20 protein-coding genes are annotated in these 17869 nt (G+C 27.8%); 6 read left to right on the top strand and 14 right to left on the bottom strand.

Annotated features, from left to right (window positions below; translation table 11 throughout):
• Positions 1-4: 4 nt before the first annotated feature.
• Genes gcvH through lpdA form a run of 5 tightly spaced genes read left to right on the top strand, consistent with a single transcriptional unit; the run spans position 5 to position 5467 of the window.
• Entirely contained in the window at positions 5-370 is a 366-nt protein-coding gene (gcvH, locus tag ACKU4C_RS14505; protein WP_321313210.1) for a glycine cleavage system protein GcvH, read from the top strand.
• Between the two features lie 9 nt (positions 371-379).
• On the top strand, positions 380-1723 hold the full coding sequence (gcvPA, locus tag ACKU4C_RS14500; RefSeq protein WP_321313208.1) for an aminomethyl-transferring glycine dehydrogenase subunit GcvPA: 1344 nt from the start codon (positions 380-382) through the stop codon (positions 1721-1723).
• Entirely contained in the window at positions 1720-3171 is a 1452-nt protein-coding gene (gene gcvPB, locus ACKU4C_RS14495) for an aminomethyl-transferring glycine dehydrogenase subunit GcvPB (RefSeq protein WP_321313206.1), read from the top strand. Before gcvPA ends, gcvPB begins: the two co-directional genes overlap by 4 nt.
• Positions 3172-3222: 51 nt before the next feature.
• The gene (gene lipA / locus ACKU4C_RS14490) at positions 3223-4113 is read left to right on the top strand and encodes a lipoyl synthase (RefSeq protein WP_321313204.1); all 891 of its coding nucleotides are present in this window, start codon (positions 3223-3225) and stop codon (positions 4111-4113) included.
• Between the two features lies 1 nt (position 4114).
• Positions 4115-5467, top strand: a complete 1353-nt coding sequence (gene lpdA / locus ACKU4C_RS14485) for a dihydrolipoyl dehydrogenase (RefSeq protein ID WP_321313202.1) — start codon at positions 4115-4117, stop codon at positions 5465-5467.
• Positions 5468-5477: 10 nt separating this feature from the next.
• Here lpdA and ACKU4C_RS14480 read toward each other — a convergent pair whose 3' ends face one another.
• From ACKU4C_RS14480 to ACKU4C_RS14430, 11 genes are all read right to left on the bottom strand, one after another.
• Positions 5478-6086 (bottom strand): TRIC cation channel family protein, encoded by a 609-nt coding sequence (locus ACKU4C_RS14480; RefSeq protein ID WP_321313200.1) that lies wholly within the window; start codon positions 6084-6086, stop codon positions 5478-5480.
• Positions 6087-6110: 24 nt separating this feature from the next.
• Positions 6111-7247, bottom strand: a complete 1137-nt coding sequence (locus ACKU4C_RS14475) for a glycosyltransferase (protein ID WP_321313197.1) — start codon at positions 7245-7247, stop codon at positions 6111-6113.
• On the bottom strand, positions 7244-8095 hold the full coding sequence (locus tag ACKU4C_RS14470; protein WP_321313195.1) for a hypothetical protein: 852 nt from the start codon (positions 8093-8095) through the stop codon (positions 7244-7246). Before ACKU4C_RS14470 ends, ACKU4C_RS14475 begins: the two co-directional genes overlap by 4 nt.
• A gap of 47 nt (positions 8096-8142) precedes the next feature.
• Positions 8143-9333, bottom strand: coding sequence for an ArsS family sensor histidine kinase (locus ACKU4C_RS14465; RefSeq protein ID WP_320035549.1), 1191 nt, complete (start codon positions 9331-9333; stop codon positions 8143-8145).
• Position 9334: 1 nt separating this feature from the next.
• Positions 9335-10003 carry a response regulator transcription factor gene (locus ACKU4C_RS14460; protein WP_321313191.1) on the bottom strand — a complete coding sequence of 223 codons (669 nt, stop codon included), beginning with the start codon at positions 10001-10003 and terminating at the stop codon, positions 9335-9337.
• Positions 9996-10406 (bottom strand): Spy/CpxP family protein refolding chaperone, encoded by a 411-nt coding sequence (locus tag ACKU4C_RS14455; RefSeq protein WP_321313189.1) that lies wholly within the window; start codon positions 10404-10406, stop codon positions 9996-9998. Before ACKU4C_RS14455 ends, ACKU4C_RS14460 begins: the two co-directional genes overlap by 8 nt.
• Positions 10372-10695, bottom strand: coding sequence for a cytochrome C (locus ACKU4C_RS14450; protein WP_321313187.1), 324 nt, complete (start codon positions 10693-10695; stop codon positions 10372-10374). The genes ACKU4C_RS14455 and ACKU4C_RS14450 overlap by 35 nt, the downstream gene beginning before the upstream one ends.
• Positions 10696-10714: 19 nt before the next feature.
• Positions 10715-11482 carry a cytochrome b/b6 domain-containing protein gene (locus ACKU4C_RS14445; protein WP_320035545.1) on the bottom strand — a complete coding sequence of 256 codons (768 nt, stop codon included), beginning with the start codon at positions 11480-11482 and terminating at the stop codon, positions 10715-10717.
• A 10-nt stretch (positions 11483-11492) separates the two neighbouring features.
• A complete protein-coding gene (locus ACKU4C_RS14440; protein WP_321313185.1) occupies positions 11493-12005 on the bottom strand; it encodes a diheme cytochrome c in 513 nt (170 codons plus the stop codon).
• 11 nt (positions 12006-12016) lie between these two features.
• Positions 12017-12418 (bottom strand): DUF1924 domain-containing protein, encoded by a 402-nt coding sequence (locus ACKU4C_RS14435; protein WP_321313183.1) that lies wholly within the window; start codon positions 12416-12418, stop codon positions 12017-12019.
• Between the two features lie 77 nt (positions 12419-12495).
• Entirely contained in the window at positions 12496-14073 is a 1578-nt protein-coding gene (locus tag ACKU4C_RS14430) for an HD domain-containing phosphohydrolase (protein ID WP_321313182.1), read from the bottom strand.
• Positions 14074-14212: 139 nt separating this feature from the next.
• On the opposite strand from ACKU4C_RS14430, the gene ACKU4C_RS14425 reads away from it, so the two are divergent.
• The gene (locus ACKU4C_RS14425) at positions 14213-15181 is read left to right on the top strand and encodes a multidrug resistance efflux transporter family protein (protein ID WP_321313179.1); all 969 of its coding nucleotides are present in this window, start codon (positions 14213-14215) and stop codon (positions 15179-15181) included.
• A gap of 1 nt (position 15182) precedes the next feature.
• Here the strand turns inward: ACKU4C_RS14425 and ACKU4C_RS14420 are convergent, their stop codons facing one another.
• The 3 genes from ACKU4C_RS14420 to ACKU4C_RS14410 are packed head-to-tail and all read right to left on the bottom strand — an operon-like array spanning position 15183 to position 17860.
• Entirely contained in the window at positions 15183-15845 is a 663-nt protein-coding gene (locus ACKU4C_RS14420; RefSeq protein WP_320035540.1) for a cytochrome b/b6 domain-containing protein, read from the bottom strand.
• On the bottom strand, positions 15838-17199 hold the full coding sequence (locus ACKU4C_RS14415; RefSeq protein ID WP_321313176.1) for a HAMP domain-containing sensor histidine kinase: 1362 nt from the start codon (positions 17197-17199) through the stop codon (positions 15838-15840). Before ACKU4C_RS14415 ends, ACKU4C_RS14420 begins: the two co-directional genes overlap by 8 nt.
• On the bottom strand, positions 17192-17860 hold the full coding sequence (locus ACKU4C_RS14410; protein ID WP_321313175.1) for a response regulator transcription factor: 669 nt from the start codon (positions 17858-17860) through the stop codon (positions 17192-17194). The genes ACKU4C_RS14415 and ACKU4C_RS14410 overlap by 8 nt, the downstream gene beginning before the upstream one ends.
• Positions 17861-17869 lie beyond the last annotated feature (9 nt).

Here is a 17869-nt window from a genome sequence, read left to right as displayed (position 1 = left end):
TAATATGAAAAAATTTAGTCAAGAGCATGAGTGGGTTGAAGTTGATGGAGAAAATGGTGTTGTTGGAATTTCTAAATATGCAATTGAACAATTAGGTGATATTACATTTTTAGAGTTGCCAGAAGTTGATGAGGAGGTTAGTGCTGAAGATAGTGTTGCTTTTATTGAGTCAGTAAAAGCTGCAAGTGATATTTATACTCCAGTTTCAGGAACTATTACAGAAGTAAATGAAGCTTTACTTGATACACCAGAACTTTTAAACCAAGATGCAAATGTAAACTGGATTTATAAAATGATTATTTCAGATGAGAGTGAACTTGAAAACCTTATGGATGAAACATCTTATAACGAATATACTGAATCATTGTAGGAGATAAATATGCCATATACTCCCCATACTAAAACAGAAATAAAACAGATGCTTGAAACTATAGGTTTACAACAGGAGCATCAACTTTTTGATTCTGTGCCAAGTAATCTTAGAATAGATTCATTAGATATAGAAGATGGTTTAGATGAGTTTACAACATTTGAGAAGTTTAAAACATTAGCTTCAAAAAATGTAACTGATAAAACTATCTTTTTAGGTGGTGGTTACTATGACCATATAGTTCCAAGTGCAGTTGATGCTTTATCTGGACGTGCAGAGTTTTATACAGCATATACTCCATATCAAGCAGAAGCTTCACAAGGAACACTGCAAGTATTGTATGAATATCAAAGCTTAGTATGTAAACTAACAGGAATGGATGTGTCAAATGCCTCTATGTACGATGGTGCAACTGCTTTGGCTGAAGCTGCACTTATGGCTGTTAGAATCTCTAAAAGAGATAAAATTTTAGTTGATGGTGGAGTAAATCCAATTTATATCAAAGTTGTTCAAACTTACTTAAAATTTAGAGATATAGAGGTTGAAATCATACCTTTAAATGGTGACCACAGTGATTATGAAACTATTGAATCAAAAATAGATGATAGCGTGGGTGGTTTTTTATTCCAAAACCCAAATTTTTTAGGTTCAATAAACTCTTATGAAAAGATAATAAAAAAACTCCATGAAAATAAAGCAATAGCTGTAATGTCTGCTTATGCAGTTTCATTAGGAGTATTAAAAGATCCTGCTTCAATGGGTGTTGATATAGTTGCAGCAGATGGACAATGCTTAGGAAACTATCTTTCTTTTGGTGGACCATCATTTGGACTAATTGCTACAAAACAAGATTTTATTAGAGCTCTACCTGGAAGAATTATTGGTAAAACTTTAGATAAAGATGGTAAAGAGATATTTGTTTTAACAATGCAAGCAAGGGAGCAACATATTAGAAGACACAGAGCAACTTCAAATATTTGTTCAAATCAAAATCTATTGGCTTTAAGAAGTACAATTTTCCTTTCACTTCTTGGAAAAGAGGGTTTTGAAGAGTTAGCTTCAACTTGCCATAGTAAAAGTGAATATCTAAAAAATGAACTTTTAAAACTAAAAGATGTAGAGATTTTTAATAGTGGCGAAACCTTTAATGAATTTGTTATAAAAACCCCTTGCGATGCTACAGATTTACTTGAAGCTATGAGTAACAAAGGTTTTTATGCAGGGATAAATCTTGGTAACCTTTTTGAAGGTTTTGAAAACTCTATTTTAGTAACAGTGACAGAGAAAAGAACAAAAGAGCAAATGGATTCGTTTGTTAAATCTTTAGCTCAAATTTTAGGAGTACAAGCATGAGTAAGGTATTAACTATATTTCATAAGAGCCAAGAGGGAAGAAAAGGTATATCTTTACCTAAACTTGATGTTCCAAAAAGTGAAATCAAAAAAGAGTTTACAAGGGAAACTAAAGCACAACTACCAGAGCTTAGTGAGTTTGATGTGGTTAGACACTTTACAAATTTGTCAACAAAAAACTTTGCTATTGATAAAAACTTCTATCCACTTGGTTCTTGTACTATGAAGTATAATCCAAAAATAGCTGAAAGAGTAGCAGCACTTGAAGGTTTTACAGGACTTCATCCACATTTGATTACAAATAATATGAGTGAAGATGTACAAGGGGCACTTGAGGTTGTAGATATGTTGGAGCAAAAGCTTTGTGCAGTTACTGGGATGAGTGCTTTTACAACAACTCCACAAGCTGGAGCTCATGGTGAGATGCTTGGTATTATGATGATTCATAAATATCATGAAAGCAAAGGAGATAAAAGAAAATATGTAATTGTTCCAGACTCTTCCCATGGAACAAATCCAGCAACAGCAGCGATGGTTGGATATGAGGTTATTACTATTAAATCTGATGAAAATGGAGCTATGGATTTTGATGCTTTTAAAGGAAAAATCTCTGATGAAGTAGCAGCTGTAATGCTTACAGTTCCAAACACTTTGGGTATTTATAATAAAAAGATAAAAGAGATTTGCTCTTTAGCTCATGAGTATGGTGCAATGATGTATTATGATGGAGCAAATATGAATGCTATCATGGGTGTGGCAAGACCAGGAGATATCGGTTTTGATGTTATTCATATAAATGTTCATAAAACCTTTGCAACTCCACATGGTGGTGGAGGGCCAGGTTCTGGTCCTGTTGGAGTAAATGAAAAATTAAAACCATTTTTGCCAGATCTTGGAATAAAAAAAGTTGATGGAGAGTATCAATTTTCAAAGGGTGGAAGTGATTCAATTGGAAAAATCTCACCCTTTTTTGGAAATTATGGAATCTCTTTAAGAGCAATTGTTTATATGACAGTTTTAGGTGGAAATGGGATGAAAAATGCCAGCTCAAAAGCTGTATTAAATGCCAACTATATAAGAATGAGATTAAGGGATTATTTTGATATGCCTTATGATACTTTATGTATGCATGAGTGTGTATTCTCTGCTAAAACACTTGCCAAAGAGTATAAAGTAACAGCAATGGATATAGCAAAATATCTTCTAGATTTTGGTCTTCATGCACCAACTGTTTATTTCCCTTTAATTGTAAAAGAGGCAATTATGATAGAGCCAACTGAAACAGAAAATAAACAAATTATAGATGAGTTTTGTGACAGGATGATTGAGGCTGTTAAGTTGGCACATGAAGATGCAACAGCCTTCAAAGAGTATCCAAAAACATTGGGTGTATGTAGACCTGATGATACAAGAGCTATAAAAGAACTTGATGTTTGTTTTGACTGCTAATATAAGGGCAACACGTTGCTCTTTTAAACGGGACATTAAAAAGGATTAGAGATGACTAAGAAGATGAATACTAGAGATTTTATTAAAAATAGTGACAATGGCAGAAAACCAGAGTGGCTAAGAAAAAAACTTCAATTTGGAGCACAAAAAGAGATGGATCAACTTCTAAATAATGTTGGTATCCATACAATTTGTCAAGAGGCAAAGTGTCCAAATATAAGTGAGTGTTTCTCTAAAAAGAATGCAACTTTTCTAATCCTTGGGGCAATTTGTACTAGAAGATGCTCTTATTGTAATGTGGCAACAGGAAAACCTCTTGAAGTAAATAAAAAAGAGATAGAGCAAGTAACAAGTTCTGTTAAATTACTCGGTCTTAAATATGTGGTTATCACAAGTCCAGCTAGGGATGATTTAAAAGATGGAGGAGCAAAACAGTTTTATGAAGTAACTCAAAATATAATAAAAGAGTTACCAGATACTAAAGTTGAGCTTTTAATCCCTGATTTTCAAGGAAGTCTAGACTCTTTAAAACTTGTTGCAAATAGTGGAGCACTTGTATTAGGACACAATATGGAAACAGTTCCAAGCCTTTATAAGATAAGAAAAGCAGCAAATTATAAAAGGTCACTACAAGTTCTAAAAAAACTAAAGACCTTAGCACCTAAAACTGCAAAAACAAAAACGGCACTTATGGTTGGACTTGGTGAAACCCAAGAAGAGATGATACAAGTATTTAAAGACCTAAGAGATGTAGGGTGTGATTACTTAAGTATTGGTCAATATTTGGCACCATCAAATGAGTTTCAAAGAGTTGTTGAGTATGTTAGACCTTCACAATTTGAAAAATATAAACAGATAGCTTTAGATTTAGGCTTTGAGTATGTTCATTCAAGTCCATATACAAGAAGTTCATATTTAGCACATGAGTATGTAGGAGAGTAATATGTATGATGTAATAGTAATAGGAGCAGGACCAGCAGGATATGAGATAGCTTCACTTTTAGGTGAGGGTGGAAAATCTGTATGTTTAATAGAAAAAGATGAAGAGCATTTAGGTGGAACTTGTTTAAACTGGGGATGTATTCCAGCCAAAAACTTTTTAGAAAGTGCAATATATACAAAAAAAGCCTCATATTTCAAAGAGTGTGGAGTTGATTTTACTTTAAATAGTTTTGATATGGAAAAACTTAAAAGCAATAGTTGTAGACTTATTTGTGATACAAAAACTGGAATTTTTAAAAAACTAAAAAAAGCAAAAGTTGAGATTAAATATGGTCTTGCTTCATTTGTAGATGAAAACTCTATTCAAGTAGGTGATGAGATTATAGAAGCCTCTGAGTTTATAATAGCAACTGGTTCTAATCATAGGGAACATCCATTGATGAAAATAGATAAAGATAAAATCATCTCTTCTAAAGAGGTTTTTACCCTTGATAAACTACCTGAATCTATTTTAATAGTTGGTGGTGGAGCTATTGGGTGTGAGTTTGCTACATTTTTTCACTCACTAGGAGTTAAAACACATATTGCAGAGTTTACACCAAAGCTTCTTCCTATAGAAGATGATGATATGGGAAAAACCATCAAAAGAGAGTTTGAGAGAAGTGGAATAAAAGTTGATGTAAAAGCAAATATTATTGAATATGAGGTTTTAGAAGATGGGGTTCAAGTTACACTTGATTTAGGGAAAAAACAAGAGGTGTTAAAATTTGATAAGGTTTTAATCTCTATTGGAAGAGTTCCTAATACAAATGAGCTAAATCTGGGAAAAGCAAATGTAGCAAGTGACAATGGTTTTGTTGAGGTGGACTCAAATTTACAATCAGAAACTAATAAAAAAGTATATGCAATAGGTGATGTTATAAGATCTCCTGCTTTAGCCCATGTGGCTTATTATGAAGCAAAAAGGGTTGCAAACAAAATTTTAAACCATGAAGCCTTACCTCAAAAAGCTATTTTCCCATCTGTTACTTTTTGCTCTCCACAAGTTGCATCAATAGGGGAAAGTGAATACTCTTTAAAAGAGCAAGGTGTAAAATTTAAAACAAAAAAAGTGTTTTTTAAAACAAGTGCAAAAGCTAAAATAAAAGGTGATGATAGTGGGTTTATAAAAATCATCTATGATGAAGAGGCTGAAACTATTTTAGGAGCTGGTATTGTAGGAAATGAAGCAACTGAGTTGATACATCAATTTTTAGTTGTCATAAATGCAAAACTTACTTTAAAAGATTTATCAAAAATGATTTTTGCCCATCCAACACTTAGTGAATCTACTTTGGAGGTTTTTTGGCATTAAAATAATCTTCTTAGGATAAAGTTGGTAGATGCCATCTTTTTTTGTAAGCAATTAATCTTAATATTACACCAAATATAAATATGGAAAGAAGGGTGATTTTGTTTATCTCATAGAAAGAATCAGCGGCAATTATTACAAAAGAGATGATTATGGCAATTGCACCATAAAAATCACTCATAAGTACAGCGGGAATTCTATTTATTACTACATCTCTAAGTGTTCCTCCACCAATTGCTGTTAAAAGTGAAAGTAGAACAATACCAATCATATTAAAATCTGATTTCATAGCTATTAAAGCTCCTGAAATAGCAAAAGAGACTAAGCCTATTGTATCTGTTAATACAAAAGCTAATTTCCCTTCTAAATCGGGTATTTTATGAAGTTTAAAAACTATTGCAATAACAAGTGTAGATAAAACTAATATTATAGGTAGATTGTTTGTAAATATATATGGGGTTTTATTGGCAATAACATCTCTAACCATTCCTCCACCAAAGGCAGTTAAAAAAGAGGAAATAAATATTCCTAAAATGTCTAATTTCATATGTACAGCAATTAAAAAACCACTAATTGCAAAAGATATTATTCCTACGATATCTGCTATTTCTAATGCAGTCATCTAAACCTTTCTTTTTTGTTGTGATTATACTTTATCTTTAGTAAGTACTTTCTGATGAATATCAATAAAATATTCAAAGCTTTTAAGGATATCGTATCTGTGTTTTTTCTTTTTAGAAGCTTTTGAGAGTTTTTTTCTAAATTGCTTTTTTTCGTATAATTTTGTTATAGCTTTTTTCCATTTTTCTTTATCAATTTTTTTTACAATTCCACTTTTTGGTTCTTTTTTTATAATCTCTTTTGGACCACCAATATTTGAAACAATGGCAGGTAATCCTGAAATTTGAGCTTCTATTACAACTTGCCCTAAAGTATCAGTTATTGAAGGGAAAAGAAAAACATCACTTATAGTATAAACACTTAAAAGTTCCTCTTTTTGCATTTCACCAAAATAGTAAGCATTTTTAAGGGGATAATTTAAGTATTTGCCAGCACCTACCATTATAAGTGCAGCATCTAATCTCTTTTCTTCTATTAACTCATTCCAAGTATCTATTAAAAATTTAATATTTTTTTCATCAGTTAATCTTCCCACATAAAGAAATTTTACTTTCTCTTTTATTTTATATTTTTCTATTAGGTATTTTCCATGATTTATATTGTTAAATTTTTGAAGATTTATACCTATAGGGATTTTTTTTATTTTAGATGAGTCAATTTTTATATCATTTATCATCAACTTTTTATTCTCTTTTGAGCGGGTGAAAACAAGGGAAAAGTCCTTATAAAAATTGATTAATACCCTTTTTGAAATATTTTCTAAAAACTTTGAGTGAGTATTTTCATAAATATATGAGGGGTGATTTGTATGGTATGTTCCTACAATAGGGATAGCAAGTTTTTTTGCAGCTCTTTGGGCGCAAAAACCTAAAGGACCTGGTGTGGAGATATGAATAATATCAGGTTTTTCTTCCCTTAATAGTTTTTTTATTTGAAAATAACTTGGAAAAATAAGTGAAAATTGGGGATAAAAAGGCATCTTAAACTTAGCAATTTTTTTTACACTCGTTACATTTTTGTAAAAAGAAGAGGGTGTTTTTTGATTTGAAAAAAAGACTTTTAAATTTATATTATGAAGCTGGCTCATCCTTGCAATATCTTCAATAAAAGTTGAAGTACCATTTGTATCATAAAATGTATCAGTAAATAGATATATTTTCATATTTTAACCTTATACAAATAAAATAGAATGCTTATAAATATTATCATTGCAATTAAGATAGCATCTTTTATAATCACTTTTTTATCTATAATCATTGCAGCAATAATTTGTGAAACTCTTTTGAAAATTGTAATAAATTCAACTGCAATCAAAGAAGCTGCAATAAAGTACAAAAAATATATAAATGGCCAAACTGTATAAAGTAGAATCTTTTTAAGAGTAATTGTTTTTGATTCCTTTCTACTTAGAATAAAAAAATTTATAGCAATAAGAAATTGAATAAATGAATAAACCAAAAAGCCATTGTAAGTTTGTACAATTTTGACAGAAAAATACATGGTATTAAGTAGTGTAAACAATAAAAGTAAAAGCAAGGGGAGGTTTTTTATCTTTTTATTTTTAATTTTATCAACATAATAAAAAAGAGTTAAAGCAAATAAAATAAAACTAAAAACTGTAGCTTCAAAAAAAGAATCATATTGTATATCAAGATTTTTATTAAATATAAATATTGAATTATAGAAAAAAGCAAGTATAGGCATAAGATAAATTGTTGAAAATACAAACATATTTATCATAGTGTAGTTGTCACTATTTTGATGATAGTTTTCTCTATATAGATAAAATACAAAAAGTTCTAATAGGTTTAGAAGATAAAATTTCCATTCATAAATAAATGAAAAATCTTCTTTATTAAAATCATACATGAAAGAATAGATTATCAAAAGTATAATTGATGAGATTAAAAACATCAAAAATGACTGAAAATTTCTATTTTCATAACTATTAATTTTTTTGTATAAAAAACTTTCTAAAAAGGCTGATAAAAACATATATATAAAACTCATAATTATATTATGACAGAAAAAAGTGGATTAGTTGATTACAATATTAATTATTTTATATGTATAGTAAAGATATTTTCTTTATTTTTATATGAATATTCCAATTCAAATTTATGTTTAACCAGGATTTTATTAACAATACTTAGACCAAGACCAAACCCGTCTCTTTGGGAAGATTCTTGAATAAAAGGTTTTAAATAATGCTCAATATCTTTTGAAAGTTTATCTGCACTATTTTTTACGATAATTTTATTTTCAACAGCTTCAATTTTTATTGGATAATTAGTAGTATATTTTAAAGCATTGTCAATTAGATTTTTTAAAGCAATACTTAAATACTCTAAATCAGCATAAATCTTAAAATCATCAGAAATATGTAATTTTACTTTTGATTCATCTTTTATATACAATTTATTTAATGCTTCTAAAATTAGTGTTTCAGCACTAAATTTTGTGAAATTTAGATTTGAAGAGTTTAATTTTTCCAATTGAATTAGTTCATTAGTAAGAGTTTCCAAATCTAAAAAGATTCTTTTTAAAAGCTCTTTATTTTGGGAAGGATTAAATTTCTCAATAACAAACTTCCCTTTTGCTATAGGGGTTCTAAGTTCATGCCCTATATCTCTTAATAGGTCTTCTCTTGTTTTAATTAATTCTTCCAAGTTTTTTGCCATTGAATTAAAAGTATTAGCTAATGTACCAATCTCATCATTTGAATTTATATCTATTCTACAAGAGAAATCTCCATTTGAAAAGTGATCAATCTCTTTTGTGATTTTTTTAAGTGGTGATAGAAGTTTTAGTATATATAAAAATATGATTATTAGAACAAATATATCTAAAAATACTAAGATATTTAGAGTTAGTTTTTCATTTATGTTTCTTTCATCTTGGCTTTTTAATATATATTCATCATCTAAATATTTTATGTGAATTATAAATTCATCTTCAAAGGGTATTTGTGAAATAGATATAAATCCAAAGGTATGTTTTTTATAATATATTCTACTAAGTGTATTATCAGATTTTTCTAATTGTTTAAGTCCATATTTTTTTATAATCTCATCAATTTTATTTTTATCATCAATATTTAGAAATATCTCATTTGATATTTTTAGATATTTGTCAGTTGCTAAATCTTCAATCCTTTGAGAATTGATTTTATCTATCCATAATCCTATTATTATCATTAAAATAAGACTAATTATAAATAAAATTGATATTTTTTTTCTAATACTCATTTTATCCTACAAATTTGTAACCAATGCCCCAAACAGATTTGATATATTTTGATTCCTTAGGATCATCTCCTATCTTATATCTTATATTTGAGATGTGCATGTCAATGGTTCTATTTTTTGTATTTTCATCTAAAGAAGTAGCATGAAGAATTTGCTCCCTTGATGAAACTTTATTTAGGTTTTCAATTAAAAAAATAAAAATATCAAATTCTATTTTTGTAAACTCTATAGGGTAGTTGTTTAAACTTACTTCATAATTTAATTTATCTATTATAAATTCATTAATTTTAATTTTGGAAGAGTGGCTCTTTTTTAGTATGGAGTTAATTCTAAGTACTAATTCTCTGGGTTCATAAGGTTTGGCTAAATAATCATCAACTCCCAACTCAAAGCCATGGATTTTATTTCCAATATCTCCCCTTGCGGAAGATATAATTACAGGAATATCTCTTGTTTTTTTAAGTTTTTTAAAAAGGTCAAACCCATCCATATTAGGAAGCATTAAATCTAAAATAACAATATCAAAATTTAGAGAATTTTTTTCAAACTCTTTTAATGCTTCTTTTGGATCATGAAAACTTGTACAGTTAAAATCATAATCTTCTAAATACTCACATATAAAACTCTCCATTTGTTTGTCATCTTCTACTAAAAGAACATTTTTATTCAACTCTCCACTCCTTTAGATAAAAAGAAAATTTTTCCCTTTGTTCAGGTGTTAAAATAGAATGAATTTTTTTTAATACTTTTATTTCTAATTCTATTTCATCTTCTAATATATCTTCTAATATATCTTCATATTTTTCTTCATTAAAGTTGTCTGCTTTGAAAAGTTCTTTTAATCTTAACTCTTTAGAAGCTCTTTTTTTAGTATATTTTGCATATTTCTTTCTATATTTGATTAGAGTTTTTTTTATCTTTTCAAGCTGATTCTCATTTAGATTTAAATAATCGAGATTTTTATGAATATGCTCTTTTTTGTATTCGTGAAAATCAAAATTGTGTTTACTAGCATATAAAGAGGTAAACAAAAATAAACTACATAAAACTGTTAATATCTTTAATTTTATCATCTTCAATTAAACCCTTTTCTATATCCATGTGACAAGCACTGCAGTTTGCTTTAGTTTTTACTTCACTATTTTTAAAAATCTCTTTTGGAATATTTTTATGTTCTTTTTTCCAAAAAGATGTTTGTGTTATAGTTATTATATCTTTATTTTTAATAGAGTTCAAAACCTTTACACTTGCCTCTTTTGTACTTTTTTCAGCACTATTTTCCAGCAAAAAGTTAAGTATATTTTGAGTATCTTCTTCATCTAAAGAAGCATCATCTCCAAAATGATTTTTTAAATCTGACATTAATATTTTCCAAGATTTTTCAGGCAAGATATTTGGAGGGATACAGAGTGTGGCACGATGCACACTCACTTACAAAAAGCTCATTTTTCTTTTCATAATTTATGGGTTCATATTTTGAAACTAGAAGTAAATTCCCTTGATTTGTAAAACTAAAAACTAAAAATAAAATAAAAATAATCAAAAATAAAAACCCTAAGGCTTTTTGAAAAATATTTAATTTTACATTTTTTACTATATTTAAAGTTTTATAACCTGTAAAAATTGAATTTAGTGTTTGTGTCTCAGGCTTGAGTAATCTATCGCTTAAAACTCCTCCAATATGGGCAACAATTAATATAATTAAAAGGGTTGAACAAAATTCATGTATCTCTTCAAATATCTCCATCTCTTTATAATAAGAATTATTTAGAAAAGATAATAAACCTTTTCCTTCTTGAATACCAAATGTTAAAACACCACTTATAATAGTTAAAGCAGTTACTACAAACATTGCAATCATTACATATGAAGCAGCAGGATTATGTCCTGCATACTCTTTATGTGAAAAAATATTTGATAAAAATTCTTTTAAAGCTTTTATACTTAATGGAAAATCACTAAATCTAGAGTATTTAGGTCCAGCAATTCCCCAAAAAAATCGAAAACCTAAAAGAATAAAAATTGAATAACCAATTATTGCATGATAGGTTAAAAGATTGTCATCATCAGTTAAGAAAGCCAATAAAATAGATGTTGCAAATAACCAATGAAACACTCTTGTTGGAAGTGTCCAAATATAAGATTTCATAGAACTCTCCTTAATCATCCCATTTACCATAATTTGGAATTAAAATATCCCTTTCTGAATAAATCCCTTTTTGTGCAGTTGTATGACAAGCTGTACAATTAAAAAGCCCTTTTACCTTTTTTTGATTAATAAATCTTTTTGGAATCTCTCTATGTTCTTTTATAAAATAGGGTGTTTTACTAATGGCAATTATACTTCCATCATTTCTCATTGTTCTAGCTATTTTTTTACTTCTTTTATAAGCTAAAGCTTTTTGGGCACTATTATCATCTAAATATTTTGATATAACTTTAAAATCTTCATCAAGCAGTGTTGCATCAACGCCAAAGTGATTATCTAAACCAGCCATCATTTTTTTCCAAGAATTACTTGGCAAAAGTCCTGGCTGGTATGCAAAGTGACAAGCTGCACATTCATTTATATAAAGTTTATTTTGAACAGGAGCAACTCCAGGTTTTTTATAACTATACCAATCTGCAAAAAGAGTTGATATAAAAATGGTAAATAAAAATATTAATCTCATTTTATCCTCCTTTATTTTGACATGATGTAAGTAAGTACATCACCTTTTTCTTTTGCTGTGCCTTCTCTATTGTAGACATCATTAAAATTTCTTTTGAGCCATTTTCTTATTTTTTTCTCTTTAGTCAGTCTTTTAGGGTTTATTTTTGGTGATAGTGGTTCAATAATCTTTGCAGTAAAAAAGTTTTCATGGGATTTTGTTAAATCTATTCCATGACACGATGTACATGAAACCTCTTTACCTTTTTTCCCCATATGTGTAGAGGTAAATATCTTTTCACCTCTTTTTAGATCAAAGCCTTTAAAGTTTGGTTCTACTTTTATAACTTCATTTTTTAGATTAGTTAAGTAGTTATCTATCACACTACTAAATGAAAGAGTTGCAATAAGTGCAGGAATAATTATCTTTTTCATCTCTTCTCCTTTTTATTTCTATTGAAATTATAAAAGAAGAGTATAAAGTGTAAGTGGGAATGTTCTTGACAATTTCTTTACAAATTGTCTTTAAAAGTTTCTCGTATTTTTAAAAATTCGTCTAAATGTTCAAAAAAGATATCTATAAGTTTTGGATCAAAATGTTTTCCACGTTCCTCTCTAAAAAGATTAAAGATTCTTTCATCATCCCAAGCTTTTTTATAACATCTATCACTACCTAAAGCATCAAATACATCGGCTAAAGCAGTAATCCTTCCATATATATGAATATCTTCCCCTTTTAGTTTTCTAGGATATCCTGTTCCATCCCACTTCTCATGGTGTTCAAGGGCTACAGTGGAAGCACATTTAAGAAGAGGTCTATTTGAATGTTTTAACATCTCAAATCCTAATTTTGCATGGGTATCCATAATTTTTCTTTCTTTTTCATCAAAACGCCCAGGTTTATTTAAAATGGCATCAGGGATAGCCACTTTCCCAATATCATGCATAGGACTTGCTTGTTTTAACATCTCTGCTTCTTTTTCAGGTAAACCAACATATAAAGCAAGAAGTTTTGAATACTCAGCAACTCTTTTTACATGATTTCCTGTTTCTTTACTTCTGGTTTCACCAATAGCACCCATAGTAAAAACAACTTCTCTTTGGGTCTCTTCAATCTCCTTATTTAGGTTTTTTATTGTACTTAATCCCTCTTGTACTTTATTTTCAACTTCATTAAAACTTAAGGCTACATTTTTATTTACTTTTATTGATAGAAAAATAATTATTAAAATAGTAATTAAAAGTAGTATTATCATAAAAGTGAAAGTATTAGCGATAAATTCTGAGGTTATAGTTTCTATCTCTTCTTCAATTTTTAGATTTAACTCTTTATTTCTATTTACAATTTCATATATAGTTCTTTGTAAAGATTTTTCATTTAGTTCTAAAATATTAAGTCTTATTACATAATCACCTATAACTTTAACTATTTCTAAATAATCTTTTATTTTTCTATTTTCATAAGAGTTGCTAAGGGATTCAATTTTTTCAATCCAAGTATCTAAATATTCTTTTTCTTTATATTGAAAAAGAACCTCTTTACTGTAATATTTTATGTCAGAAAAACTTTTTATTAATCTTATATTTTTAGTTTTTAGAATATCTTGTTCTAGGTTTGTTCTTAAAATATTTTCTTTTGGATAATTTTCTGAAAAAAGATTTTTTAATTCTATTTGTTCTAATTGTAAATTATATATATTGTCAAAATTCTTTTCTATCTCTTTTTCAGATTTTGAGAGTAATGCTAAGTGATTTAAAATTTTTGAATTTTTATGAATATCTTTTATAAAAAAATCTAAAAAATCATCTTTATCTTTTATTATTAATTTGTTTTTTAACTCTTCAAACATTTTTTCATATTTATGAAACTCTTTTTTTGTATCATATAATTCTTTTTTATTAGTTGTTGTAGTCGCATCTTTAACAAGTATGTTCATATTCTCTTGCATCAAAACAAGTTTAGATATCTCTTTTCTTGATTGGTTATTTTCTTCCAATTTAGTAAGTAAAACAGCATTTAGGAAAAATGTTGCCAAAATAAGAAGAATAATTACAACAAATGTAAGTGTTACTATTTTTTTTATGTTCACAGTGATCCTAGGTATATAATTATTTATTGGATTATATTTAAATATAAATCTTATTTTAACAAAAAATGATCATTTTAACAACAATATAGTACAATTCTGTTTTTTTTTAATCAAATCAAACAACTTTAAGGAAATTAAATTGAATAAAATTAAAGATATTATTGATAGTTATACCCATACTACTGTATTCCTTTTAATTGTTGGACTTTTAGCTGCAATATTTTTTACAGCTACCTTTTTAATAAATAGAGCAATCTCTTTAGATGGGGGACATTGGTATTTTTCTGGTTCTTTAAGGCTTGTTTATCTTATCTTATTTTTTAGTATAGGTTTTATTATTTTTAGAGGAATTTCATATTTCAAAGCTGTTTTAAAAGAGTATATTGATAATTTTAGATTTTGGACAATTGCTGGAACTATTGGTTTTGGATGTTTTTATTCTCTTCTATGTTATGCAGCAGATTTTTCACCTGCTTGGGTGGTGGCAACAACTTGGCAGATTACACTTATCTCCTCACTTTTTGTTTTATCTTTTTTTGGTAAAAAATTATCAAAAAAGATTTGGATTTTTACTTTAATAATATTTGTAGGCATCACTTTAGTAAATATTAGTCATTTTGATATAAATAATATTGAGCCACTTCTTTTAGGTTTTTTACCTGTTTTAGTGGCATCTTTTTGTTACCCTTTTGGTAATCAATTGGTTTGGGAAGAGAAAAAGAAAAGAATAGATAAAAATAAAGACTATAAGGTTTTAAATAACACTTTTGTAAAAGTGTTTTTGCTAACTCTAGGAAGTTTTCCTTTATGGATAGTCTTATATTTTACTACAGATGCAACTGTACCTTCAACATCACAATATATCAATGTAGCTATTGTGACTTTATTATCAGGAGTTATAGCTACTTCACTTTTTTTATATGCAAGGAATCATGCAGATACTTCAAGTAAACTAATGCTTGTGGATGCTACACAGTCAGGGGAAGTATTTTTTGCTTTAGTTGGAGAGCTTTTATTTTTAAATGCAGCCTTACCAAACGCTACAGGTTTTGTAGGTTTAATAGTTACAGTTACAGGACTTATTTTATTAACAAAATCAAAAGAGTAGATTAATAGATAAAAGGGTTTGTTTTATCTACTATTAAATATATTAAAAAACTAAAAAATATAATTAAAAATAAAAAAGCATAAAGTTTTTGAAAAATATTTAATCTTACTTCTATTTTTTCTTTGCCATACTTAAAACCATTTATTATAGATTTTAGAGTTTGATTCTCTTTATGTAGTAATCTATCCATTGCAATTCCACTAAGATGTAAGAAAATAAGAAGGTAAAGAAAATTTGCAAAAAACTCATGGATATGTTTATAGGTTTTGATTTTTTCTAAGAAGCCAAAAAAACCTTTTGCTTCTTGGGAACCATAAGTTAAACTTCCTGTAAATATTATTATAGTAACTACTATTAACATACTTATCATTACATAGGAAGCTAAAGGGTTATGTCCATTATAAAACTCTTTTGGACTAAAGATATTTTTTGCAAACTCTTTTGCTTTTTTTGTATCTAAGGCAAAATCTTTAAACTTTGAATATTTTGGACCAAAAAATCCCCATCCAAATCTAAAAAATAGAGTAACAAGTAAAAGATAACCTGAAATAGCATGGATTAAAATTGTATCATCATCTCCTGTTAAATAACAAATAACTATAAGTAGTACAAAACTTGAGTGAAATACTCGTGTGGGTAGTGTCCAGATATAGTTTTTATTCATCTATATTTCCTTTAAAAATAAACTTTACAGTAGTTCCTTTTTTTTCTTCACTAGATAATTCTATTTTTGCATTATGAAGTTTTGTGATTTTTTCCACAATAGACATTCCAAGACCAGTACCACCTGACTCTTTATTTCTACTTTTATCTGTTCTATAAAATTTTTCAAAAATCTTTTTTTGTTCATCTTTTGGTATTCCTATACCTTTATCACTTATGGTAATAACATAGTTGCCATCTTCAATAGAGTTCTTTATCTCCACTGAGGATTCTTTGTAGCTGTAAGTTATTGCATTTTTTAGAATATTTTTTATAGCTATTTTTAGTAACTTACTATAACCTTTAACTTGAAAAACGTCATTGATCTGAGTTTTTAAATCAATTGCTCTAATATTGGCAAAGGGTTTTAACTCTTTAACTGCTTCAAATGTAATCTCATCAATATATACATCTTCAAGATTGTTTGAAGTGTTTTCTTTTTTTGCTAAAAATAGTAAATCATCTATTGTTTGTTGGATAATCATCACTTCATTTAAACAGGTTTGAAGACTCTTTTTATATTCACTTGAATCTCTATCTTTTCTAAGTGTTATCTCTATTTCCCCTCTAATAATAGTAAGGGGAGTTTTAAGTTCATGGGATGCATCAGAGCTAAATTGATTTATTTTTTCAAATGAGATTTCAAGCCTTTCTAAAAGGGAATTAATCTCAATTGCCAGCATATTTATCTCATCTTGTTTTTGACTAGTTGTAAGTCTTTTTGAGAGGGTTGTTGAGTTGATATTTTTTAGATTATTTAAAATCTCTTCAATAGGTTTAAATGATTTGTAAACTAAAAAATATCCCCCTGTAATGGAAAAAATTAAAATTATAGGGATAATAAATATTAAAATATAAAAAAGATTTTGCATGGTTTCATTTAATATTTTATAATCAGTAGCAACTTGAAGTACATAATCATCTTTTAACATTGAGAATTTGATTTCACTAAGGATATAATTATCAAATTTTTTAAAATTAATAATATCTTTTGAAAGTTTTCGAAAGTTCTTATGAATTTCATCAGGGAAATAGGTAGATTTTAATATTTTCTGATTTTTATCTATTAATCTTATATAAAGTGGTTTAAATTTATATTCTTTCTCTTCATTGAAATCAACAATTAGGTAATTGTCTTGGTGTTTTACTAAATCATCTACAATATCTAAAACAATAACTTTTAAAGAGGTTTCTATTTTATCCAATGTTGAAATTTGAAGGGTCTTATATATTGATAAGGCTAATATTATTAATATAAATGTTTGGATAATTATATTATAAATTAACAGTTTTCTTTTGATACTTAAATTATTCATCACTTATTCTAAACCCCATTCCTCTAACTGTTTTTATAAGCTTTTTTTCATATGGTTTATCTATTTTGTTCCTTAATCTGTAAATATAAACATTAACTACATTACTTATATTTATCTCATCCATATTGTTTAACATTGAACCTAAAACTGTTTCTGAAAGAACTTTGTTTTTATTTTTTATTAAATACTCTAAAAGTGCAAACTCTTTTGCTGTAAGTGTGATATTGTTATTTGCTCTTTTTGCTGTTTTTGAAAGTAAATCAAGTTCTAAGTCAGCTATTTTGAGTTTTGTTTGTTGTTGATTATTTGATCTTAGTTGAACTCTCATTCTTGCAAGAAGTTCTGAAAAAGAGAAAGGTTTAGGAAGGTAATCATTTGCTCCTATATCCAAACCTTTTATGGTATCTTCTACACTATCTTTTGCCGTTAACATGATAATTGGAGTAGTAATATTTGATGTTCTAAGCCTTTTGCAAACTTCTATTCCATCAATTAAAGGTAACATAATATCAAGTAGTATCAAATCATAAGTGTTTACACTAGCTAGGTATAAGCCTTCTTCTCCATTTTTAGAAAAATCTACACTATAAGATTCTTCCTCAAGTCCTCTTTTTAAAAAGTTTATGATTTTTTCGTCATCTTCGATAATTAATATTTTCATAAAATTATT

This window comes from Halarcobacter sp. (assembly GCF_963676935.1).
Classification (GTDB): Bacteria; Campylobacterota; Campylobacteria; order Campylobacterales; family Arcobacteraceae; genus Halarcobacter.
Note: the sequence above shows the minus strand (reverse complement) of the source record. Positions and strands in the feature narration are given on the sequence as shown.